At 35.0% G+C, this 22,189-nt stretch carries 23 protein-coding genes and 1 rRNA gene; 14 read left to right on the top strand and 10 right to left on the bottom strand.

From position 1 onward, the window contains the following. Together EC501_RS10290 and EC501_RS10285 are read right to left on the bottom strand one after the other, a co-directional pair. Nucleotides 1-91, bottom strand: a 16S ribosomal RNA gene (locus EC501_RS10290); the annotation flags it as partial. Between the two features lie 324 nt (nucleotides 92-415). Beyond that, on the bottom strand, nucleotides 416-1,315 hold the full coding sequence (locus EC501_RS10285) for a DMT family transporter (protein WP_122972206.1): 900 nt from the start codon (nucleotides 1,313-1,315) through the stop codon (nucleotides 416-418). A gap of 109 nt (nucleotides 1,316-1,424) precedes the next feature. Between EC501_RS10285 and EC501_RS10280 the strand changes: the two genes are divergently transcribed. Next, nucleotides 1,425-2,150, top strand: coding sequence for an MgtC/SapB family protein (locus tag EC501_RS10280; protein WP_406928001.1), 726 nt, complete (start codon nucleotides 1,425-1,427; stop codon nucleotides 2,148-2,150). A gap of 13 nt (nucleotides 2,151-2,163) precedes the next feature. Beyond that, complete coding sequence (locus EC501_RS10275; protein ID WP_122972205.1) at nucleotides 2,164-3,174, top strand: cation diffusion facilitator family transporter; 1,011 nt, start codon at nucleotides 2,164-2,166, stop codon at nucleotides 3,172-3,174. A gap of 46 nt (nucleotides 3,175-3,220) precedes the next feature. Here EC501_RS10275 and EC501_RS10270 read toward each other — a convergent pair whose 3' ends face one another. From EC501_RS10270 to pruA, 3 genes are all read right to left on the bottom strand, one after another. Further along, nucleotides 3,221-4,384 carry an iron-containing alcohol dehydrogenase gene (locus EC501_RS10270; protein ID WP_122972204.1) on the bottom strand — a complete coding sequence of 388 codons (1,164 nt, stop codon included), beginning with the start codon at nucleotides 4,382-4,384 and terminating at the stop codon, nucleotides 3,221-3,223. A 75-nt stretch (nucleotides 4,385-4,459) separates the two neighbouring features. Beyond that, entirely contained in the window at nucleotides 4,460-5,704 is a 1,245-nt protein-coding gene (locus EC501_RS10265) for a Glu/Leu/Phe/Val family dehydrogenase (RefSeq protein WP_122972203.1), read from the bottom strand. A gap of 240 nt (nucleotides 5,705-5,944) precedes the next feature. Beyond that, entirely contained in the window at nucleotides 5,945-7,492 is a 1,548-nt protein-coding gene (pruA, locus tag EC501_RS10260; protein WP_122972202.1) for an L-glutamate gamma-semialdehyde dehydrogenase, read from the bottom strand. A gap of 170 nt (nucleotides 7,493-7,662) precedes the next feature. Here pruA and EC501_RS10255 point away from each other — a divergent pair, with 170 nt between their 5' ends. Then, nucleotides 7,663-8,970, top strand: coding sequence for an AAA-type ATPase lid domain-containing protein (locus EC501_RS10255; protein WP_122972201.1), 1,308 nt, complete (start codon nucleotides 7,663-7,665; stop codon nucleotides 8,968-8,970). A gap of 34 nt (nucleotides 8,971-9,004) precedes the next feature. Here EC501_RS10255 and yugI read toward each other — a convergent pair whose 3' ends face one another. After that, entirely contained in the window at nucleotides 9,005-9,376 is a 372-nt protein-coding gene (gene yugI, locus EC501_RS10250) for a S1 domain-containing post-transcriptional regulator GSP13 (RefSeq protein ID WP_122972200.1), read from the bottom strand. Between the two features lie 233 nt (nucleotides 9,377-9,609). Here yugI and EC501_RS10245 point away from each other — a divergent pair, with 233 nt between their 5' ends. Next, entirely contained in the window at nucleotides 9,610-9,819 is a 210-nt protein-coding gene (locus EC501_RS10245; protein ID WP_122972199.1) for a helix-turn-helix domain-containing protein, read from the top strand. Between the two features lie 44 nt (nucleotides 9,820-9,863). Here EC501_RS10245 and EC501_RS10240 read toward each other — a convergent pair whose 3' ends face one another. Then, nucleotides 9,864-10,124: a DUF1871 family protein gene (locus tag EC501_RS10240; protein WP_174232680.1), complete on the bottom strand. Its 261-nt coding sequence runs from the start codon at nucleotides 10,122-10,124 to the stop codon at nucleotides 9,864-9,866. 74 nt (nucleotides 10,125-10,198) lie between these two features. Between EC501_RS10240 and EC501_RS10235 the strand changes: the two genes are divergently transcribed. Then, the gene (locus EC501_RS10235) at nucleotides 10,199-11,380 is read left to right on the top strand and encodes a MalY/PatB family protein (protein ID WP_122972197.1); all 1,182 of its coding nucleotides are present in this window, start codon (nucleotides 10,199-10,201) and stop codon (nucleotides 11,378-11,380) included. Nucleotides 11,381-11,421: 41 nt separating this feature from the next. Here EC501_RS10235 and EC501_RS10230 read toward each other — a convergent pair whose 3' ends face one another. Together EC501_RS10230 and EC501_RS10225 are read right to left on the bottom strand one after the other, a co-directional pair. Then, nucleotides 11,422-11,640 carry a hypothetical protein gene (locus EC501_RS10230; RefSeq protein ID WP_122972196.1) on the bottom strand — a complete coding sequence of 73 codons (219 nt, stop codon included), beginning with the start codon at nucleotides 11,638-11,640 and terminating at the stop codon, nucleotides 11,422-11,424. 26 nt (nucleotides 11,641-11,666) lie between these two features. Further along, on the bottom strand, nucleotides 11,667-12,254 hold the full coding sequence (locus tag EC501_RS10225; protein ID WP_122972195.1) for a peptidylprolyl isomerase: 588 nt from the start codon (nucleotides 12,252-12,254) through the stop codon (nucleotides 11,667-11,669). A 219-nt stretch (nucleotides 12,255-12,473) separates the two neighbouring features. Here EC501_RS10225 and EC501_RS10220 point away from each other — a divergent pair, with 219 nt between their 5' ends. Both EC501_RS10220 and EC501_RS10215 read left to right on the top strand, forming a co-directional pair. Further along, a complete protein-coding gene (locus EC501_RS10220) occupies nucleotides 12,474-13,691 on the top strand; it encodes an MFS transporter (protein WP_122972194.1) in 1,218 nt (405 codons plus the stop codon). A 102-nt stretch (nucleotides 13,692-13,793) separates the two neighbouring features. Continuing rightward, nucleotides 13,794-15,644, top strand: coding sequence for a transglycosylase domain-containing protein (locus EC501_RS10215; RefSeq protein ID WP_122972193.1), 1,851 nt, complete (start codon nucleotides 13,794-13,796; stop codon nucleotides 15,642-15,644). Nucleotides 15,645-15,687: 43 nt separating this feature from the next. Here EC501_RS10215 and EC501_RS10210 read toward each other — a convergent pair whose 3' ends face one another. Further along, nucleotides 15,688-16,245: a DUF5366 family protein gene (locus EC501_RS10210; RefSeq protein ID WP_122972192.1), complete on the bottom strand. Its 558-nt coding sequence runs from the start codon at nucleotides 16,243-16,245 to the stop codon at nucleotides 15,688-15,690. Between the two features lie 172 nt (nucleotides 16,246-16,417). On the opposite strand from EC501_RS10210, the gene EC501_RS10205 reads away from it, so the two are divergent. From EC501_RS10205 to mnhG, 7 genes are read left to right on the top strand one after another with little or no spacing between them, the layout of a single operon-like run. Continuing rightward, nucleotides 16,418-18,829: a Na+/H+ antiporter subunit A gene (locus EC501_RS10205; protein WP_174232679.1), complete on the top strand. Its 2,412-nt coding sequence runs from the start codon at nucleotides 16,418-16,420 to the stop codon at nucleotides 18,827-18,829. Beyond that, complete coding sequence (locus EC501_RS10200) at nucleotides 18,826-19,248, top strand: Na(+)/H(+) antiporter subunit B (protein ID WP_122972190.1); 423 nt, start codon at nucleotides 18,826-18,828, stop codon at nucleotides 19,246-19,248. Before EC501_RS10205 ends, EC501_RS10200 begins: the two co-directional genes overlap by 4 nt. Continuing rightward, nucleotides 19,248-19,589: a Na(+)/H(+) antiporter subunit C gene (locus EC501_RS10195; RefSeq protein WP_122972189.1), complete on the top strand. Its 342-nt coding sequence runs from the start codon at nucleotides 19,248-19,250 to the stop codon at nucleotides 19,587-19,589. Before EC501_RS10200 ends, EC501_RS10195 begins: the two co-directional genes overlap by 1 nt. Then, a complete protein-coding gene (locus EC501_RS10190) occupies nucleotides 19,582-21,072 on the top strand; it encodes a Na+/H+ antiporter subunit D (protein ID WP_122972188.1) in 1,491 nt (496 codons plus the stop codon). Before EC501_RS10195 ends, EC501_RS10190 begins: the two co-directional genes overlap by 8 nt. Beyond that, a complete protein-coding gene (locus EC501_RS10185; RefSeq protein ID WP_122972187.1) occupies nucleotides 21,073-21,552 on the top strand; it encodes a Na+/H+ antiporter subunit E in 480 nt (159 codons plus the stop codon). Beyond that, nucleotides 21,549-21,830, top strand: a complete 282-nt coding sequence (locus EC501_RS10180) for a Na(+)/H(+) antiporter subunit F1 (protein WP_122972186.1) — start codon at nucleotides 21,549-21,551, stop codon at nucleotides 21,828-21,830. The genes EC501_RS10185 and EC501_RS10180 overlap by 4 nt, the downstream gene beginning before the upstream one ends. Beyond that, a complete protein-coding gene (gene mnhG / locus EC501_RS10175) occupies nucleotides 21,814-22,185 on the top strand; it encodes a monovalent cation/H(+) antiporter subunit G (protein ID WP_122972185.1) in 372 nt (123 codons plus the stop codon). The genes EC501_RS10180 and mnhG overlap by 17 nt, the downstream gene beginning before the upstream one ends. Nucleotides 22,186-22,189: the final 4 nt, after the last annotated feature.

The following is a 22,189-nucleotide window of genomic DNA, read 5'->3' as shown; positions in this document are numbered from 1 at the left end:
AAGGAGCAAGCTCCTTATCTGTTCGCTCGACTTGCATGTATTAGGCACGCCGCCAGCGTTCGTCCTGAGCCAGGATCAAACTCTCCATAAAAGAAAATTTGATAAAGCTCTAAATTTACACCGGCATCATAATGATGTCCAAAATTTTGTTTCAACTCTTAAGTTAAAACTGTATTTCATTAACGTTTTGTCGTTCAGTTTTCAAGGTTCATTTTGTCACCGTTTAAATAAGCAACTTTTATATTATAACATTCCAACAATGTTATTTCAAATATAATTTCACTTACTCTTCAAATAGTAACTTTTATATTATAAGTTATCCTTCACTATTAGTCAATTATTATTTTGAAATACTTTTTCAAAACATTCACGTCGTTAAGGACAAGTAATAATATACTATAACCAAGAAAACTAATCAAGCACTTTTTTTAAAAAACTTCTTTAATATTTTAATATCAAGTACAAAAAGGATAATACCAGCAATTACAATTAATCCTCCAACAATTTGGGTTGTCATTAGATCCTCTAAAAAAATAAAATAAGCTAAAATTGCAGCTCCAATTGGTTCGAATAATACCGCTACCGAAATAACATTTGTACTTACCCATTTTACCGCCCAATTAAATAACGTATGTCCTAATAAATTTGGGATGATTGCTAATAATAAAAACCAAACCCATGTCATCGATGGATAAGGACCGAAAGACTCTCCTTTTATGAGTACATAAAAGAATAGACAGATTGTACTTATTGAGTAGACTACCATCGTATATGTAATTAAAGAAATTCGTTTTCTTACATCTTGTCCAAATAATAAATAACCAGTTATAAGTCCACAAGCAATTAAAGCTAACATATCCCCATAAAGGGCATTTCCACTCACCCGAAAATCTCCCCAACTAATTAACACACTTCCCGAAATGGCTATTATCCCTGAAACAATTGTCTTTAGTGATAATTTTTCTTTAAAAAACAGATACGTACCGATAAAAGCAAATAACGGTTGTAATGTTACTAACACTGTAGAACTTGCTACGGACGTGTAGTTTAGTGACTCAAACCATAAAATGAAATGAAATGCTAAAAAAATACCTGCAATTGAGGAGAAAATCCAATCCCTTTTTGTTAAAATTTTTATTTCGCCTTTAAATTTATAAAAAAACAACGGACTCATAATTAATATGGAAAAAAGCATTCGGTAAAAAGCAATGACTCCAGCATCAGCTTCTGCTAACTTCACAAAAATTGCAGATAACGAAATTGAAATAACACCTATCAATATTGGAATGTATGGATGTATTTTTGGTTTTTCCAAAATTAGATAACCCCCTTGGATAAATTTTGCTATATTAATAAAATAAGACATTCATTCATATTCTGTCATTTATAACCAATGTTATCAACAAGAAAAAGGAGGACCATTATTGGGTATTCTATTTTTAAACGAACCTTTCTCCTACGAGATTATTGTGAAGCTTATTATCGCTGCAATATTAAGTCTAATAATAGGAATTGAAAGGGAATTAAAAAAGAAACCAGTTGGCTTAAAAACCAGTTTAGTTATCGCTACCTTCAGTTGTTTATTAACGATTATTTCGATTGAAACTGCATATAGTACACCTAGTCGGGACGATATTAATATTACAATGGACCCCCTACGACTCGCAGCACAAATTGTTAGCGGCATAGGTTTTTTAGGTGCAGGTGTCATTTTGCGTAAAGGTAATGATAGTATTACTGGATTAACAACAGCTGCAATGATATGGGGTGCAGCTGGGATCGGAATTGCCGTTGGAGCTGGTTTTTATATAGAAGCATTCGCTACAGTAGTCATTGTTGTAATAGGAATCGAACTAATTGCTCCTTTTTTATTAAAAATTGGTCCTAAAAGATTGCGTATGAAAGAACATGTTTTAAAAGTAAGGTTAACGGAAGAAGAAAATATTCAACACCTTCTTAACTTTATGAAAGAAAATGAAATGTATATAGATAATATTCGTATTAAAGATATACCTGTATCGACAGAGCTTTTTTTATACGAGGTAGATATTCGTTTTTCAACTTTATTCCGAACTGATACGCTCTATATCTATCATACATTGCATTCATTACCATATGTACAAAAAATTGAATTAGAAAATCTAGGATAATGGAGGAAATGTAATGGGTGAATTTTTCAAATTATTAAAGGGTGGGAATAAACCATCCCTTGTTGCAGCATTTGTAAACCTTTTTTTAGGAATTATTAAAGGAGTTGCCTATTTCTTTACAGGGAACGTAGCTATGTTTGCCGAGATGATGCATTCATTAGGTGATGCTGCTAACCAATTCTTCGTTTTTGTCGGTTCTGCCCTTTCTAAAAAAGCACCAACTAAACGCTTTCCTAACGGTTTCGGACGTGTTGTAAATTTAGTCTGTTTAGGCGCCGTATTAATCGTCGCAATTCTTTCTTATGAAACAATTAAAGAAGGGTGGCATCACTTTAGACATCCTGCTGAAAATTCTGAAGGAATATTAATCGCATTAGGTGTTTTATTTTTAGGGATTGTATTAGAAGCAGTTGTACTTCATAAAGCTGCAAAAGAAGTATTGCATGAAGTAGGTCAAGAACATGCTGGTTTAATGGCTATTCCAAAATCAATCGCTTATTTAAAACGTGCTAAACCTGCAACAAAGCTTGTGTGGATGGAAGACGCGGTTGCGACTAGCGGAAATGTACTTGCCTTTCTCGCTATTGTAATTGCTTATTATACCGGTTTCCACGCATTAGAAGGTATCGTTTCGATGATTATCGGTGCAATGATGTTCTATGTCGTCGGACGTGTATTTTTAGATAATGCCCGCGGAGCAATTGGCGAAACAGATGAAGAAATGTTTGTTCATATTGGAAATCTTGTGATGGAAGATCCGAATGTAACGGATATTAAAAGACTTGAAGTAGTTAAAGAAGGGGAATTTCTACATGTTGATCTCGTTGCAGAAACAGATCCTAACAAATCATTAGCCTATTTAGATGATGTACGAGATCATTTAGTTGAATTAATTATGAGTCAAAAGGGTGTTTCAAAAGTGACGATTTCCTTCGACGAAGAAGACGGCATTACGGAATGGAAACACCATTTGCAAGAAAAGAAAATTAACAACGCTAATTCAAAAGAAGATCCTTCGAAATAACATAAAGCCCCTTGCACTGAGAATCTTAGTTGCAAGGGGCTTTTCATTATAAAGACATTTCTAAAATAGCTCGGACATCTTCAGCTTGTAACGTTTTAAATCTACCGAATGGACCGTTTACCATCGATTTTTCAACAAGAACGTCTAATTTGGAATCATCAATATCGTAGTCCGCAAGACGACTTGGAGCACCTATCGATGTCCAAAACTCTCGTAATCGTTCAATACCTTCTAATGCCACTTCTTCTGCTGATTTACCTTCTGGATTTACATTAAATACCCGTGTTGCTAAACCTGCAAAACGTTCTGGATTAACCGAAACATTGTGTCGCATCCAGTTCGGGAAAATAATTGCTAGTCCACCACCATGAGGTATATCGTACACAGCAGAGACAGAGTGCTCTATATTATGTGTTGCCCAATCTCCACGGGAACCCATTGATAGGAATCCATTTAACCCTATAGTTCCTGCGAATAAAATCGTTTCGCGCAACTCATAGTTTTCTAGGTCTTCAATTAATTTTGGTGCAGTGTTAATCACTGTACGTAATACCCCTTCACACATCTCATCAGTAATAGGAGTATTCGTTGCATTATGGAAGTATTGCTCAAATACGTGAGACATAATATCGACCATACCATAGACTGTATGATTTTTCGGTACAGTGAATGTATAAGTTGGATCTAAAATAGAAAATTTAGGAAATACCAATGGATGACCCCATCCGTATTTTTCTTGTGTTTCTTCATTTGAGATAACAGAACCAGAATTCATCTCAGAACCAGTTGCCGCAAGTGTTAAAATTGTACCTAAAGGTAGAGCGTCCACTACATTTGTTTTCTTTACAACAATGTTCCATGCATCTTCATCTACTTTAGCGCCAGCAGCTATTAATTTGGAACAATCAATTACTGACCCGCCACCAACAGCTAGTACAAAATCGACGGATTCTTTTTTACAAATTTCTATTCCTTTACGTGCTGTTTCGACTCTAGGGTTAGGTTCCACACCACTAATTTCAAAAACATTCATATTTAATTCATTTAAAATGGTCATTACTTCATCATATAAACCATTTTTCTTAATGCTTCCCCCACCATAAACGACAAGAACGTTATGTCCGTATTGAGGTAATTCTTGTTTCAGTTGTTCGATTTGACCTTTACCGAAATGCAAACGTACTGGATTGTAGAATGTAAAATTGTTCAAAGTAGACTCCCCTTTATTAGAAAAATAAAAAAGCTATGTAAAGAACTGTTCTTTTACATAGCCCATTTTATATGATTATACCCATCCACGGAAGCGAGAAGCTTCAGCAGTACGACGAACACCAACCATATATGCTGCTAAACGCATGTTTATATTACGAGTTGTCGCAGTAGTATACACATTTTCAAATGCTTCTACCATTTTTCTGTGTAATTTTTCACTTACTTCTTCTGCTGTCCAATAGTAACCTTGGTTATTTTGAACCCATTCAAAGTAAGAAACCGTAACACCACCAGCAGATGCTAATACATCTGGTACTAATAAAATACCACGCTCTGTTAAAATCTTCGTTGCTTCAGCTGTAGTTGGTCCATTGGCAGCCTCTACTACAATACTAGCTTTAATATCATAAGCATTATCTGCAGTAATTTGATTTTCAATGGCTGCAGGAACTAAAATATCACAATCCAATTCCAATAATTCCTGATTCGTAATCGTATTTTCAAATAAAGTTGTAACAGTTCCAAAACTATCACGACGATCTAATAAATAATCAATATCTAAACCGTTTGGATCGTGTAATGCACCATAAGCATCAGAAATGCCGATTACTTTCGCACCTAAATCACTCATAAATTTCGCTAAGAAACTACCAGCATTACCAAAACCTTGGATAACAATTCTTGCATCTTTAATATCAATTCCACGTTTTTTTGCTGCCTCTTGGATAACGATTGTAACACCTTCAGCCGTTGCACGATCCCGTCCTTGAGAACCACCAAGAACGATTGGTTTACCTGTAATAAAACCAGGTGAGTTAAATTCATCCATTCGGCTATATTCATCCATCATCCACGCCATAATTTGTGCGTTCGTAAATACGTCTGGAGCAGGGATATCTTTTGTAGGTCCTACAATTTGCGAAATCGCACGTACATAACCACGACTTAAACGTTCTAGTTCTCCCATTGACATTTGACGGGGATCACAAATAATACCGCCTTTACCACCGCCATAAGGTAGATCAACAATTCCACACTTTAACGTCATCCACATTGAAAGTGCCTTTACTTCGTCTTCACTAACCATTGGGTGGAATCGTACGCCGCCCTTAGTTGGTCCAACTGCATCATTGTGTTGAGCTCGATATGCTGTAAAGACTTTAGTAGTACCATCATCCATTTTCACCGGAATACGAACACGTAACATACGAAGTGGTTCTTTTAAAAGCTCATACATCGATTCTTCATAACCCAGCTTGTTTAACGCTTCCTTAATTACATCTTGTGTTGAAGTAAAAAGATTTAAATTTTCAGCCATCTAGATTCGCCTCTTTAGTAATTATAATGATTTTATATCGCAAACATTGTAACATACTTTAATTGTTATTTGTTTATGAATATCTATACATTTTGTAATCATTTCTTTTTTATTAAATATGGGTCAATTATTATTAATTTAAAAGCATTTTTCATAAGAATATGAGGTTGAATTTTCTTAATGGTATCATACGATAAAAAAGCAGACGCCAAAACGTCTGCTTTTAAGTTTATAAACGAACTAAAGAGTTTCAGAAACCGTTTTTGCTTGCATGTGAAGCTGTAAATAATCTGGGCCACCTGCTTTTGAGTCCGTACCAGACATATTGAATCCACCGAAAGGTTGGTAACCTACTGTTGCTGCTGTACATCCGCGGTTAAAGTAAAGGTTCCCTACATGAAAATCTTCACGAGCTTTTTCTAGGTGGAAACGATTATTTGAAATAACTGCACCAGTTAAGCCATAAACAGTATTGTTTGCAATATCAATTGCTTCATCAAAGTCTTTTGCTTTTGTCATTGCAAGAACTGGACCAAAAATTTCTTCTTGCATAATACGAGCTTGTGGATCTACGTCGCTAAATACAGTTGGGTGAATGAAGTAACCTTTCGAATCATCATAGTTTCCTCCAGCTACTAAACGACCTTCCCCTTTACCAATCTCGATATATTCAGCAATCTTCTTAAACGCACCTGAATCATTAACAGGACCTACGAATGTTTCTTCGTTCGTTGGATCTCCAACGATTAATTCATTCGTTAACTCTACAACACGGTTTAATACTTTTTCGTAAGCTTGGTCACCTACAACTACCGCACGTGAACATGCTGAACATTTTTGACCACTAAAGCCGAATGCACTTGTTACGATAGATTGCGCAGCTAATTCTAAATCTGCATCATCGTCTACTACGATTGTATCTTTACCACCCATTTCAGCGATCACACGTTTAATCCAAATTTGCCCTTCATTTAATACAGACGCACGTTGGTTAATACGTAAACCTACATCGCGAGAACCTGTAAAGCTGATGAAACGAGTACGTGGGTGATCTACTAAGTAATCTCCTACTTCAGCACCTGAACCTGGAATGTAGTTTACAACTCCCGCTGGCATACCTGCTTCTTCAAGGATTTCCATAAATTTATAAGCAATTACTGGCGTTGTAGAAGCTGGTTTTAAAAGAACTGTATTACCTGTTACAGCAGCCGCAATTGTAGTACCTGCCATAATGGCAAATGGGAAATTCCAAGGAGAGATTACAACACCAACCCCAAGCGGAATATAACTGTATTTATTAATTTGTCCTGGATTTTCATTTAACGGTTGACCGTCTTTAATAGCTAACATTTGACGACCATAGTATTCTAAGAAATCGATACCTTCAGCGATGTCACCATCCGCTTGAGCCCATGGTTTACCAGCTTCTTTCGTCAACCAAGCACAAAGTTCGTATTTACGGCGACGAACGATAGCTGCTGCTTTAAATAAAACTTCAGCGCGAACTACAGGATCTACTTTTTTCCAAGTATTAAAAGTAGAATCAGCTACTTGCATTGCTTTTTCAGCTAATTCTTGATTTGCTTTTGAAACAGTACCAACTACTTCCGTTTTATTGGCAGGGTTATATGATGTGATTTTTTGTTCAGTTGTAATTCTTTCCCCACCAATAATTAACGGATAATCTTGTCCAAGTTCACTTTCCACTTTTTTCAAAGCTTCTAAATAAGCTTGTCGATTTGCTTCAACAGAAAAATCAGTTAATGGCTCAGATTTGTACGGAATCATGAAAAGTCCTCCTTTAATAGTTACGCTTAGAGTGCGTGTTTAGCTAGCAATTCATAAGTGCAAAAAATATTTGCACCAACTTAATATTTATATATATAATAATGCAAAAGATTGTTGCGTTTTTCAAGTTATAATTTTTATAAAAATCAAACTATTTGAGGTGAACCCTATTGAAGGTACAACTTAACCAATTGATAAAATTTTATGAATCCGCTATCGAACACGTTTCCGTAGGTATTCATGCGGTAGATCAAAACGGACATACGATTATTTATAATAATAAAATGAAAGAAATTGAAGGCTTTGATATAGAAGATGTTTCTGATCGTTCCATTTTAGAATTATTTGCTTTTAGACAAAACGAAAGTACTTTACTACGCGTCCTCCAAACCGGTATGAAGGAAATGAATGTTAAACAAACTTATTGGAATAAAGATGGCCACGAAATTACAACGATTAATGATACTTACCCTCTTTTGGACGATGGTAAAATTATAGGAGCTATCGAATTTGCCAGAGATATAACTTCTTTAGAAAAACTTGTATATCAGCCATTAAGAAGATATGGTGAACCGTTAACCTTTGAAATTATTACAGCCATATCCGAGCAAATGAAAACAGTTATAGAAAATGCTAAAAAAGCATCCCATGCCAGGATCCCCGTGTTATTAATAGGTGAAAATGGTACAGGTAAAGACTTAATTGCTGAAAGTATCCATTATGAATTAAGCCCACCTAATGATGAATTTATCACCTTATTTAGTAGACGAACTGAACAATCGGTCTTTGAAAAATTAGAAAACTATTTGTCGCAGGATAAAACATACACTTTTTTCTTTGAACGTATTGAATTTTTATCCATTCCTATGCAAAAACAATTGCTCAAATTATTACACAATTTATCAACTGAAAAGCATATGTTTATCGGAAGTATCGGAGACGATCCAATCGATTTAATTAGCGATGGACAATTATTGAAAGATCTTTATTATTATTTTGCATCAATGACGATTTATATTCCTCCGTTAAGTAAACGAAGAGAAGATATTAAACCGTTTGTCGATGATTATTTTAGCCGTCATCGTGAACGATTTGCTTCTAATATTAAAGGATTATCTCCAGACGTGATGAACTTATTCCAGCAATATGATTGGCCAGGAAATTTAAAGGAACTTGAATTACTTTTAGATGAGATCGCTTCTATGATTACAAACGAAAAAATAGTTACGTATGAAATGTTACCATTACATTTCCGTTTTAAAGTTCAACAACTGGACGATAAAACTCGAAATCCTAACTTTTTTATTGTACATTCCAATAAAGAACTATTACCGTTAGACGATTATTTACGAGAGGCAGAAAATTATTATTTGCAAAACGTCTTAAATATGTACGAAGGGAATATTACGAAAACAGCTAACGCCCTTGGAATGAGCAGACAAAACTTGCAGTATCGCCTTAGAAAGCTAAAAAAATAAGACAGAGGGAAATCACACCTTCCCTCTGTCTTATTTATTGTCCTGATTGTTCAATCCAATGTTGTAACTTTTCTTTTAACGATTTAAAACCATTCGCATCGTTTTCATCTACCCGGTCTTGTAAAGATTTTCGTGGTTGTTCCTTCTTCTTTTGAGGAGGGGCTTCTTGTAACGCACGAGTTGATAAACTTATTTTGTCCGAGTTCTCGTCAATATCTAAAATTTTAACTTGGATTGCTTCTCCTACTTTTAAAAAATCTGCAACGTCCTTTACATACCCATATGTTATCTCTGAAATATGAACGAGACCTTGTGTTTGTTCATCTAGTGCGACAAACGCCCCGTAAGGTTGAATTCCAGTTACCTTACCGGTTACTACTTCACCTACTTCGTATTTTTTTGCCATAAAGCAGTCCTACTTTCTTTATCTACGTAAATGTCATGTTAAATTATAACATATGTATAAAGAGGGAACAAAGAATCTCCCTAACCCACTGAATATTAATTATTTGAAGAAAAGTTTAAAAAAATGAACCGATTGTAAATTTCATATTTCAGACAAAATATTCTCATAATTTAGAAGAAAAAATAATTATAATATAGAATACCAGTTTAAATTGGAAAGGAAGTGCTTTAAAAGTGAAACAAAAATTTCATGAACAATTAAAATTTTTACGTGAAGAACGAAATTTAACCCTCGATGAGTTATCGAAATTAACTCAAGTTGGCGTTGAAAAATTAGCACTTTATGAAAAAGGAGAACTTATTCCTTCAGTACAAACTATTTTAAAACTTTCAACTGTATTAGAAGTTCCTGCTTCAAATTTAACAGACGGCATACAAGCATAAAAAAAAGGATTTCCTTTCAACTATAAAGGAAGTCCTTTTTCTTTTTATACGATACATTTTGCTTCAAATTTAATCGCAATTAATTTATAAGAAATCGCAACACAATTTTCAAAAGGTATCCATTGCTCAAAAGAATGCTCATATACAGTTTGAATTACTTTTGCCAGTTGACTAGGGTCATCAATTCCTTGAAGGGCAGCTACAACATCCGCTGCTTCTGTGTCATAGTTGTCACTACCAATATGAAATGGATCCCATTGTTTTAATAATTCAATGGCTGATTTATTCATTAATATATTTTCCAAAGTTTTCACCCTAAATTTACAATTTACTATGCTATTATATAATACATAATTAAAAAAAGAAATGAGTGATAACTTTGTTTAATTTTGATGAGCTCTATGATCGTAAAAACACGAATAGTCTTAAGTGGGACCAATTTAAGGACCGTCTAAAACTCACTTATAATGTGGAAGACGCTTCTGATATACTGCCAATGTGGGTTGCAGATATGGACTTTGCTATTCCTCAAGTAATCTCAGATGCTATTAAAGCGCGGCTAGACCACCCTATTTTTGGGTATTCCTATGTTAGTGATGCTTGTAAAGAGGCAATACAGGGTTGGTTTGAGCGTCGTCACAATTGGCACATTGACACGAATTCACTTATGTTCCATCAAGGGGTCGTACCTGCCCTTGCAACCATTCTTGAAACATTTACAGAGGCTGGGGATAAAATTTGTATTTCTACACCCGTTTATCCTGCCTTTTTCAACATCCCAAAAGCTCAACAACTCGAAGTAATTGAGTGTGAGTTAAATGTAACGGACAATACTTTTACTTATGATTTTAATCGCCTTGAAGAACAGTTTAAATTAGGAGTTAAAGTTTACATTCTATGCAGTCCACATAACCCAGGTGGTGTTGTTTGGTCAAAAGAAGAATTAGAAAAACTTGTACAACTTTGTATTAAATATGATGTATTACTTATTTCAGATGAAATTCATGCGGATATTGTATTTGAAGGATATCGACACGTTCCAACTTTAACTGTAAAGGATGCAGATAAAGCAAAAATTATTACTTGTATCGCTCCAACAAAAACCTTTAATATCGCTGGAATTCATGCTGCGATTATGGTTGTCCCAAATAAAGAGTTGCGTTTAAAACTTATGAAAGATAAGGAAGCTCATGGCCGTGACGATTTAAACTTACTAGCTGCTGCGGCTGTACAAGCAGCATATGAAAAGGGCGACGAATGGGTCGACGCAATGATTTCTTATGTATCGAACAATATGGATTATGTTGTGGAAGAGTTAAATAAAATCGACGGGATTAAAGTAACAAAACCTCAATCCACGTACCTAATTTGGATTGATTATCGTGATACAGGTTTAACGGAAAGTGAAATGATGCATCGTCTTCTTGAAAAAGGAAAATTAGCGATTGAACCTGGTACAAAATATAGTGAAGCAGGTAGAGGTTATTTACGAATGAACGTCGCTTGTTCCATGGAAACAGTAAAAGATGGAGTAGAACGGTTTAAGAAAGCTTTATTATAAAGTTCATAAAAGGGCAACCAACAACGGTTGCCCTTTTTTCATTACTTTTCTACTTTAGATTGTATGTTTTGTTGGCGCTCGCTTAAAATTCGCTGTTCCAAATCCTTTGTTTTTTGTTCTTGCTTTTTAGACAAACGTTTAAACCACATGAAGGCCAAAAAACATAGGATGACTAAAAATACCATTTCTATTGCGGCTGGGATGTATGAACTTTTATCCTCTGGGAAATATAAAAATCCTAGGATAACGAATCGATCCATTTTGTTGTCACACTTCTTTCATTGTATTATTCGACTACTGTAATCGATTCAATTTTAACATCTTCAAGCGGTTTGTCGCGCATATCTTTGTCAACGTTCGCAATTTTGTCAACAACGTCCATGCCTTCAACTACATGTCCAAATACAGTATGTTTGAAATCTAACCAAGGTGTTCCACCTTCGTTGGCATATGCTTCAATAATTTCTTTTGGATATCCAGCTTGCTCCATTTGTTGAATCATATTGTTCGGTGTATGTTGCATTTGAACGATAAAGAATTGGGAACCATTTGTGTTTGGACCTGCATTGGCCATTGAAAGGGCTCCTCGTAAGTTGAACAACTGTTCATTAAATTCATCTTCGAAAGAATTGCCCCAGATAGATTCACCACCCATCCCTGTTCCAGTTGGGTCACCACCTTGAATCATAAAATCTGAAATTACTCGGTGGAAAATGATACCATTATAATATCCGGATTTTGCGTGTCCTAAAAAGTTTTCTACCGTTTTTGGTGCATGTTCAGGGAAAAGTTTTATTTTGATTGAACCTAAAGTAGTATTCATTTCAACTAAAACTTCACCTGGGTTTAATTCTTTCGTTAATTGTGGAAACATGAAAAGTCTCTCCTTTTACAATAAAATATGTTCGATTTAGGTATTCCTTTATATAAATAAAAATCATTTAATACCTCGTACAGTTTATCATAGAACGTTTAAATTTTCCGCTAATATCCTTTTTGCCCTTTCTTCGGTTTCCGAAATACGTTATACTTGACAAAACATCAATTTCACGAAACAAATGATGGAGAATTATTAGGAAGAAAGTGAACAGAAATGTCGAACCGAAAACATAATTTTATCATTATTTTAATATCTAATTTTATCGTCGCGGGCTCCATGACGATGATTATGCCCTTTTTATCTCTCTATATAAATACTTTTGGAGATTTTTCAGAGAGCTATGTACAAAAATGGGCAGGATTAATTTTTGGCGCAACCTTTATAACCGCCTTTATTATGTCTCCAATTTGGGGACGTATTGCTGATAAATACGGTTATAAACCGATTATGATTATGAACTGCTTTGGTATTGCCCTAAGCATCTTTTTAATGGGTTACGTAACAAACGTAATTCAATTTTTTATTTTACGAATTATTATGGGATTAGTTACTGGATTTATCCCTACTTCTACTGCCTTCATTAGTAAACATACACCGAAAAATATTGCTGGCAAAACCTTAGGTACCCTACAAATTGGTAGCGTTGGCGGTTCTTTATTTGGACCGGTAATCGGCGGTACTATAGCGGATGCAGTCGGCTTTAATTACACGTTTATTTTCACTTCCATCGCCATTACGATTGCTGCCATTATTATCATTTTTGGCATTCATGAGCCTGAAATGATTCGAAAAGAAAAAAGTAATCTTTATTCAAGAAAAAATATTCTTTGGGCGATTTTCCACCACCCACTTATATTAAGCATAATGTTCGTTACTGCCTTAATTCAAATAGGGAATTTTAGTATCCAACCATTATTATCATTATACGTTTCCCATTTAACTACATCCGAACAAGTAGCCCTTTTATCTGGTATCACCTTTAGTGCTGCTGGGGTCGGGAATATTTTAATCGGACGATTTTTTGGTCGTTTAGGCGATTCAATTGGCTACGAAAAAGTATTAAAAGTATTACTACTAGTTAGTGTCCTATGTATTATCCCACAGGCCTTTGTCACTTCCCTATGGCAATTAATCGTACTGAGATTTTTATTAGGTATGTTCTCCGGTGGCCTTATTCCGATTACAACAGCTATTATTCGCCGGGAATCACCGATTGAAGTACAAGGAGAAATTATGGGATATAATCAAAGTTTCCGATTTTTAGGAAATGTCATTGGCCCGGTATTAGGTGGTTTTATAAGTGGGCTAGCGACTATTTCTACTGTCTTTTATTCCACTGGCTTCCTATTTTTCATTGCAGCGATTGTGGTCATTATCATACAAAGGTATCCAAAAAAATATTTAGATGATCTATTAAAAAGCCATGCATAATTTCGATTATTAATTTGGAGGGGAATCTATTAGAATCCTCTCCTTTTCTTTTTGAATATATGATATTCTTCTGTTAGGAAATATTTGGGGAGGACGAATTATATGAAACAAGTAGTAGGCTATATGATTACATTTTGTTGTTTCTCTCTTCTTTTGCTACTTGTGAACGAAATAACGGATGAAATGTCAGTAGCCCAAACCCATCAGGAGCAAATCGAAAGCGAAATTAAGCTCCCTACCATTGAAAAACAATTACCTGTAACAATGGTTGACCGAAATGGATTTGTATTTAATGAGGAATATACTGAGTGGAGACAGCCTATTCCATTAAAGGAAGTACCTGAAATCATTAAACAAATCTATTTACTAAGTGAAGATAAAGAATTTTATAACCATGTTGGATTCAATTTAGGAGCCATTACAAGGGCGGTGGTTGTCAATTCCTCCCAAGATTCCATGGAACAAGGTGGTAGTACAATAACGCAACAGCTTGTCCGACTACGTTATTTATCAGAGGAAAAAACCTATTCCCGTAAAATTACCGAGCTTTTTTATGCCTATGAGCTGGAACAGCAGTATGACAAAGATGAAATTTTTGAAATGTATTTGAATGAAATGTTTTTCGGTAATCAAGTATATGGCATTGGTGCTGCGAGCAGTTTTTATTTTCAAAAACCATTAGCTGAACTTTCCATCGCTGAAATGGCCTTTATAGCCGCAATTCCAAATAACCCTTCTTTATATAATCCATTGAACCATTTTGAAAATACAAAAAAGCGGCAAGAACGATTGCTTGATATTTTAGCCGAAAATAATGTGATTACAAAAGAAGAAGCCAATACATATAAACAAGAAAAAATTGTTTTAAATACAAAGGAAAAAATTCAAAAAAACCCTGCCTATAGTACGTATGTTTTAGCTGAATTAAAGGATTTAGTTGCAATAACTGAAGGCTATGAGCAATTGCTCAAAGAGTCAAAATCAGAAGAAGAAAAACAAAAAATTAACGAGCAAATTGACGAAAAAGTCAACCAATTACTTCAATCGGGGATCATCATTCATACAGCCCTTGATTCGAAAAAACAATTACAAGATGAACGAGCTATTAATAAAATTTTAGGAAACGGTAGCTTACAAAGTAGTGCCGTTGTCATCGACAATCAAACAAGGGAAATTGTTAGTCTATATGCAGGGAAGGATTATAAGAAATTTGATTTTCATAGAGCTTATCAAGGATTCCGCCAGCCCGGTTCCTCTTTCAAACCATTAGTCGTCTATGCACCTCTATTTGAGACAACGGATTATACACCAAAATCCATTGTAAGTGGTGGAAAATATTGTGTTGCAGACTTTTGTCCTGACAACTATGATGGAAAAGTTTATGGGAATGTTTCGATTTCTACGGCATTTAAGTATAGTTACAATACATCCGCGCTACGGCTGTTAGATACAATTGGTCTCAATACTGCCTTTCAATATATTGAGAAGTTCCACTTTCAATCCCTCGTTCCTGAAGACAAATCCTATGCTGCAGGACTAGGTGGGTTATCCTACGGTGTGACGACTCTTGAATTGGCAGATGCATATACTAGTTTTATAGATGGAACTTATGTAAGAGCAAAAAGTATTCGCCAAGTGACCGATCTAGAAGGCAACGTTCTTTATAGTTGGCCAACTAAAAAGGAAACAATTTGGTCTAACAAAACAGTCACATATATACGTTCATTATTAAAGGATGTTGTAACTAGTGGGACAGGAAGAGGAATAACAATAACTTCTTCCTATATCGGAGCAAAAACCGGCACAACAAATGACTATAAAGACTTTTGGTTAGCAGGATTGACAGATCAATACACAGCAGCTGTTTGGATTGGTTATGATAATCCGAAGTCTATGCAATCATTACAAGACGATAAAATCCATTTTAAAATTTTTAATACGATTATGAATTAAATAAAAGAAAGGAGGGATCTTTTTAAAGGTTCCTCCTTTCTTGTTAAATAGGTAAACTCGCTAATAAGCCATTATATAATTTTAATCCGACATACACGATAAGCGTAATTAAAATGGTCCAAATAATAATTTCAAAGATGATGAGACCAATTGTACCTGACAAGGTAAGAAATTGGCTCATTTTATAAATATTAAAAATAAAATAACTTAAAATCGTTAAAGTAAATAAAATGAGCAATATTGTGAACGATTGTACCCCTAAAACTGTTGATAGAGCACCAAAGAAGAAAATAACATAGCCGCCTCTAGCGACACTTATCATTTCTCCATTGCTATTTTTTGAAAACAGAAGCATTCCTACCTCATGAATCGTTTCACCAATTAGTTTTAATGCGGAAAAAAGCATAAAAAAACATAAGGTAAATGCAATTAATAAGAATATACGCAACTCAAAATCCGTTAAAAATTCCCGCATTCCTGCGTATATACCAATCGATACTAATAAGTCTATCGATTGTCCTACCATATAAATGCCAAAGGTTAAACTAAACAGAATAATTGAAAACAATGGTAAATATCCGTATATGTATGGGTTTTTCATTTTTATGTCCTCGATCCTTTTATCTACTGTATATATTATCGAAAATAACTGAATATTATCAAGTATAGGTTTTATCGAGTAAGATGAAATCTTTACTTTTAGATGTTACAATATGAACTATCCGAGAATTTTTTATGTTTTTTTAGCTTCAATTTTTGAAAGGAGGATTATTTTGTTTCAAGTATTTTGTATTTTTATACCGATACTAGCCGCCCTTTTTATGCCTTTCTTTTTTAAGAAAGTACGTCCTATACATACTGGTTGGTTTGTTTTAATTGTACCTGTTTTTTTAGTAACCTTTTATGCGATTTACGTTCCAATTATCGCAGATGGTGATACGGTTATATCCGAATTCGATTGGATCCCATCCCTCGGAATTTCCTTTGTATCCTATCTAGATGGGTTGAGTCTATTATTCTCAATCCTTATTTCAGGAATTGGCGCCCTTGTCGTGTTATATTCCATTTTTTATTTAGATCGTTCGAAAGAGCAGCTACATAATTTTTATATTTATTTATTAATGTTTATGTCGGCTATGCTCGGAGTCGTTCAATCAGACAATACAATTACTCTTTACTTATTTTGGGAGTTAACATCGATTTCTTCCTTTTTATTAATTGGCTATTGGTTCCATCGAGATAAATCTCGTTTCGGCGCACTAAAATCAATGATGATAACGGTTGCAGGCGGTATGATGATGCTAGGTGGATTTGTTTTACTATCCATCATAGGAAATACATTCTCGATTCGAGAATTGATCAACCAAGCACCAGAATTGGCCACAAATGATTTTTTCGTACTTGCCCTTATATTAATTTTACTAGGAGCATTTACTAAATCTGCCCAATTCCCATTTTATATTTGGTTGCCAGATGCAATGGAAGCGCCAACACCAGTTAGTGCTTACCTACACTCTGCAACAATGGTTAAAGCAGGGATTTATCTTGTAGCAAGATTTACTCCGATATTCGCCCAATCAGAAATATGGATTTGGTTAGTAGCTGGTATTGGATTACTCACTTTATTCTGGGGATCTTTCTTTGCGGTGAAACAAACAGACTTAAAAGGGATTCTTGCTTTCTCAACAGTTAGCCAACTTGGACTTATTATGTCCCTTTTAGGTGTTGGAGCGATTAGTTATCATGTGAACGGTGCGGAAGATACTGTATTTAAATATGCAGCCTTCGCAGCAATCTTTCATTTAATTAACCATGCTACATTTAAAGGCAGTTTGTTCATGATTGCCGGTATTGTAGATCATGAAACAGGTACTCGTGATATCCGAAGACTTGGTGGATTAATGAGCTTAATGCCTATAAGTTTTTCCGTTGCACTCATCGGAAGCTTCTCAATGGCTGGTTTACCACCGTTCAACGGCTTCTTGAGTAAAGAAATGTTCTTTACTGCTATGCTATCGATCACTCAGTTTGATTTGTTTAATTTCTCAACATGGAGCATATTGTTCCCAATTATTGCTTGGATCGCAAGTGTATTTACTTTTATTTATAGTTTCTACTTTGTCTTTAGAACCTTTACAGGAAAACTGAAGGTGGATCAATTACCTAAGAAGCCTCATGAGGCACCAATTGGGATGTTAATATCTCCACTTATTTTAGCGGCATTAGTGATTACGATATTCTTTATTCCAAATTTAGTAGCGGATACATTTGTAAAACCAGCCGTTATGGCGATTCAACCATACTTATATAGCAGTCCAGAGGAAGTAAATATCCACGTAACTGCTTGGCACGGGATTGAGTCACCAGAATTATGGATGACCGTTGGTGTCGTTATCCTTGGGTTATTACTGTTCTTAAGCCTTTCTAAATGGCAAAAGATGTATAATGCGTTACCTACTAAATTAACTTTAAATAATTTATATGATTTTATTATTTATGATCTTTGTGACCAATGGATTGGCCGATTTTCTGGTTTATATATGACAGGATCCATTCGTCGTTATTTAAGCATTATGCTTAGTAGCATGGCCATTATCGTCATCGGCACATTATTTATAAAAGATGCTTTTAAACTATCTTTCGAAGAAGCATCCACGATTCATGTGTATCAAATCATTTTAATTATTGTTTTAGTGATAGGTACAATAACAACGGTTTTCGCCAAATCAAGAATTACTTCCATCGTTGCATTAGGAGCGGTTGGATATACAGTTTCGTTATTCTTTGTTGTGTATAATGCACCAGATTTAGCCCTAACTCAACTTGTAATTGAAACTATTTCAGTTGCGTTATTCCTGTTGGCGTTCTATCATTTACCGAAATTTAAAAAAGAAGAGGAGCGCACACGTTTCAGATTTAGTAAAGCGTTCGTTTCCGTTGCAGTAGGTGCAATGGTTACTTTAGTTGCCCTATCTTCCCACTCGCAAAAACTGTTCCCTTCCATTTCCGAGTATTACAAAGAAACAGTGTACTCACTAGCAGGTGGAGGAAATATTGTAAACGTTATACTTGTTGACTATCGTGGTTTTGATACTTTATTTGAAATCGCCGTGTTGGCAATTGCAGGTATAGCAATTTACGCAATGATAAAATTAAGATTGAGCAGAAAGGAGAAAAAACTATGAAAACTAACGATGTTATAATGCAGTTTACTGCGAAAATTGTCTTTTTCATTATTTTCTTCTATGCTGTTCACATTTTCTTTGCAGGACATTATACACCTGGCGGAGGATTTGTAGGAGGTTTAGTAACATCAAGTGCGATTGTTCTACTAATTATTGCCTTTGATTTAAAAACCGTTCAATCCATTATCCCCATCAATTATATTTATTTAGTTGGGACTGGATTGATTCTCGCCTTAGGTACGGCTGCGTTTTCTATGTTTGTGGATAAACCATTTTTCACGCATTTCTTTGATTATTTCCACTTACCGATTCTAGGAAAAACATCCCTTCATACAGCAGCATTGTTTGATTTAGGGGTATATTTGGTTGTTGTTGGTGTGACGATGACCATTATTCAAACGATTGGGGAGGATGAATAATGGAAATAGTAATGGCTTTTGTATGCGGCTTATTATTTATGGCCGCCATTTACTTAATACTATCTAAAAGTCTTCTTCGTATTATTATTGGAACAGGTTTACTTAGTCACGGTGCCCATCTACTCATCTTAACTATGGGGGGCTTTAAAGGCAGTGCACCACCCGTTTTAAGTGATGGTATTACAGACTTTGTTGATCCTCTTCCACAGGCGTTAATTTTAACAGCTATCGTTATTAGCTTTGGCGTAACAGCATTCTTTTTAGTTCTTGCTTATCGTGCATATCAAGAAATTAAAACGGATGACATGACGTTAATGAAAGGAAGTGAAGACAATGAATAACTTTCTTTTATTACCAGTCATTATTCCATTTTTCTTCGGTATGTTATTAATATTTGGGCAAAAGAAATTAGCTTATCAACGAATAACGACATTGTTAGGACTTCTTCTTTCCATCCTTTGTGCATTTGGTTTAGTCGCCAATGTGTATGAAAATGGTCCACAAACCGTTACTCTTGGTAATTGGCCAGCACCATTTGGGATTACAATGGTATCCGATATGGTCTCTGCCTTACTCGTACTAACTACTTTAATTTTGACGTTCTTTATCGTATGGTACGGGTTTGAATCCATTGGAAAAGAACGTGAACAGTTTTTCTATTACCCCGCAGTCATGTTTATCATCGTGGGTGTCAATGGTGCTTTTACAACAGGGGATATATTTAACCTTTTTGTATTCTTTGAAGTGTTATTAATGGCTTCGTACCTTTTAATTGTCCTTGGAGGAGAAAAAGCACAGTTACAAGAATCGATTAAATACATACTAGTGAATGTTATTTCATCAGCATTCTTTGTTATAACCGTTGCTTTTCTTTATTCAGTAGTAGGAACACTTAATATGGCGGATATTTCCCAGAAAATCGCTGAAATTAATCAACCAGGAATTTTAACCGTCATTGCTGTACTGTTTTTATTAGTATTCGGTATGAAAGCGGCCATTTTCCCACTTTATTTTTGGTTACCTGGCGCATATTCTGCACCACCCATTCCTGTATTGGCTTTATTTGGTGCATTGCTTACAAAAGTCGGTGTATATGCTATTACACGTACATATACGTTATTTTTTACGCAAGAATTTGCTTACACCCATGAATTACTATTAATATTATCGATTCTTACAATCGTTGCTGGATGTATCGGTGCCCTTGCCCACTTTGATGTAAAACAAATTATTATCTACAACATTGTAATTGCAGTTGGGGTCATCTTATTTGGTGTAGCACAAATGAATGAAGCTGGTCTAGAAGGAGCTATGTTCTATTTAATCCATGACATGATCATTAAGGCAGCTTTATTTATGCTCATTGGTATCGTCATTTATGTAACAGGTACAACTAACTTACGAAAAATGGGCGGACTTATGAAGACATACCCAGCATTAGGTTGGTTTTACTTGATTGCAGCCCTCGGTTTGGCTGGGGTTCCTCCTTTAAGTGGATTTATTGGAAAATTACTGATCGTCCAAGGTGGATTTGAGGCGGGGAATATATGGACTAGCGTTTTCATCCTAGCTTCTAGTATTGTTGTTCTCCTATCTGTTATGCGTATTTTCATTTATGCCTTCTGGGGAGAACAAGGACAACTTGCAACTCATGTTGAGAAAAAGAAATATCATCGTCTCTTTTTCCCTACCATGTTGTTAGTAATCGTTTCCATTTTTTACGGAATCGGTACAGAATGGTTAACTCCATTTATTAAACAAGCAGCAAATGTTTTAATGGATCCTTCCATTTATATTGATGCGGTTATGAAAGGAGGAGAATAAATGTCCTTTCAAATTTTGTTAAATTTATTTTTAGCCTTTTTATGGATGTTTTTATCCTCTAACTATTCATTATCGAGATTTATAATTGGTTATTTATTAGGACTTCTCGTTATTATTGCATTACGGAAATTCTTTAAAACTAATCTTTATATTGATCGAGTATGGGCTGTCATTAAATTAATTGTTTTATTTATTAAAGAATTAATTTTAGCAAACGTTTCCGTATTAACCCTTGTTATTAAACCAAAGCTCGCTTTAAAACCAGCCATTTTTAAGTACAATACACAGTTAACGGAGGATTGGGAGATTACTCTATTATCAAGTTTAATCACTTTAACTCCAGGGACTGTTGTTGTCCATGTGTCCGATGATTCTAAATCATTATTTATCCATGTGATTGATAGTAATGATATAGATGAAACAATTGATTCCATTAAATATTCTTTTGAAAAAGCCATTTTGGAGGTGAGCCGTTCATGACATACTTTTTTTGGGGAGCAACCATCGTCGTCGTTTTATCGATTGTTGCCCTTCTCTACCGTCTTGTAAAAGGCCCAAATCCTTCTGACCGAGTTGTTGCATTGGATGCTATAGGTGTGGCACTCATTTGTTTAGTTGGACTCTTTTCCATCGTGTTCGATACGAGTTTCTTTTTAGAGATTATATTATTATTGGCGATTTTATCTTTCATCGGAACAATTGCCTTCTCTAAATTTATAGAGAAAGGAGATATTATTACCCGTGACAATTCTCGCTAATATCTTGATCGTATTTTTTATAGTAGCTGGTCTAGTATTTATCGTTGTATCAGCTATCGGTTTATTTCGCTTACCCGATCTTTATACACGAACACACGCTGCTTCTAAAAGCTCAACCCTCGGCGTTATGTGTATTTTAATCGGTGTATTCTTACACTTTTGGTTAATTAAAGATCATTTTAATCCGTCCATTCTTTTAGGGGTATTATTCCTTTTTATAACAGGCCCTGTGGGAGGACATATAATGAGTCGCTCTTCCTATATCGCCGGAATCAAACCATGGTCCGGAACGGTACGAGATGACTTAAAAGATGAAATTGAACGAATGAAAAAAGAACAAAATATTAAGGAATAGGCAA

The sequence above is a fragment of the Lysinibacillus halotolerans genome, assembly GCF_003711845.1.
GTDB classification, from domain to species: domain Bacteria; phylum Bacillota; class Bacilli; order Bacillales_A; family Planococcaceae; genus Ureibacillus; species Ureibacillus halotolerans.
This window is presented reverse-complemented; position numbering and strand designations above follow the sequence as displayed.

Coding starts and splice junctions, on each gene's coding strand:
- yugI (WP_122972200.1), bottom strand. CDS start 9,376: ATGGCAAAAAAATACGAAGTAGGTGAAGTAGTAACCGGTAAGGTAACT.
- EC501_RS10265 (WP_122972203.1), bottom strand. CDS start 5,704: ATGGCTGAAAATTTAAATCTTTTTACTTCAACACAAGATGTAATTAAG.
- EC501_RS10195 (WP_122972189.1), top strand. CDS start 19,248: ATGGAAATAGTAATGGCTTTTGTATGCGGCTTATTATTTATGGCCGCC.
- EC501_RS10215 (WP_122972193.1), top strand. CDS start 13,794: ATGAAACAAGTAGTAGGCTATATGATTACATTTTGTTGTTTCTCTCTT.
- EC501_RS10200 (WP_122972190.1), top strand. CDS start 18,826: ATGAAAACTAACGATGTTATAATGCAGTTTACTGCGAAAATTGTCTTT.
- EC501_RS10225 (WP_122972195.1), bottom strand. CDS start 12,254: ATGTTTCCACAATTAACGAAAGAATTAAACCCAGGTGAAGTTTTAGTT.
- EC501_RS10180 (WP_122972186.1), top strand. CDS start 21,549: ATGACATACTTTTTTTGGGGAGCAACCATCGTCGTCGTTTTATCGATT.
- EC501_RS10220 (WP_122972194.1), top strand. CDS start 12,474: ATGTCGAACCGAAAACATAATTTTATCATTATTTTAATATCTAATTTT.
- EC501_RS10275 (WP_122972205.1), top strand. CDS start 2,164: ATGGGTGAATTTTTCAAATTATTAAAGGGTGGGAATAAACCATCCCTT.
- EC501_RS10190 (WP_122972188.1), top strand. CDS start 19,582: ATGAATAACTTTCTTTTATTACCAGTCATTATTCCATTTTTCTTCGGT.
- pruA (WP_122972202.1), bottom strand. CDS start 7,492: ATGATTCCGTACAAATCTGAGCCATTAACTGATTTTTCTGTTGAAGCA.
- EC501_RS10230 (WP_122972196.1), bottom strand. CDS start 11,640: ATGGATCGATTCGTTATCCTAGGATTTTTATATTTCCCAGAGGATAAA.
- EC501_RS10210 (WP_122972192.1), bottom strand. CDS start 16,245: ATGAAAAACCCATACATATACGGATATTTACCATTGTTTTCAATTATT.
- EC501_RS10185 (WP_122972187.1), top strand. CDS start 21,073: ATGTCCTTTCAAATTTTGTTAAATTTATTTTTAGCCTTTTTATGGATG.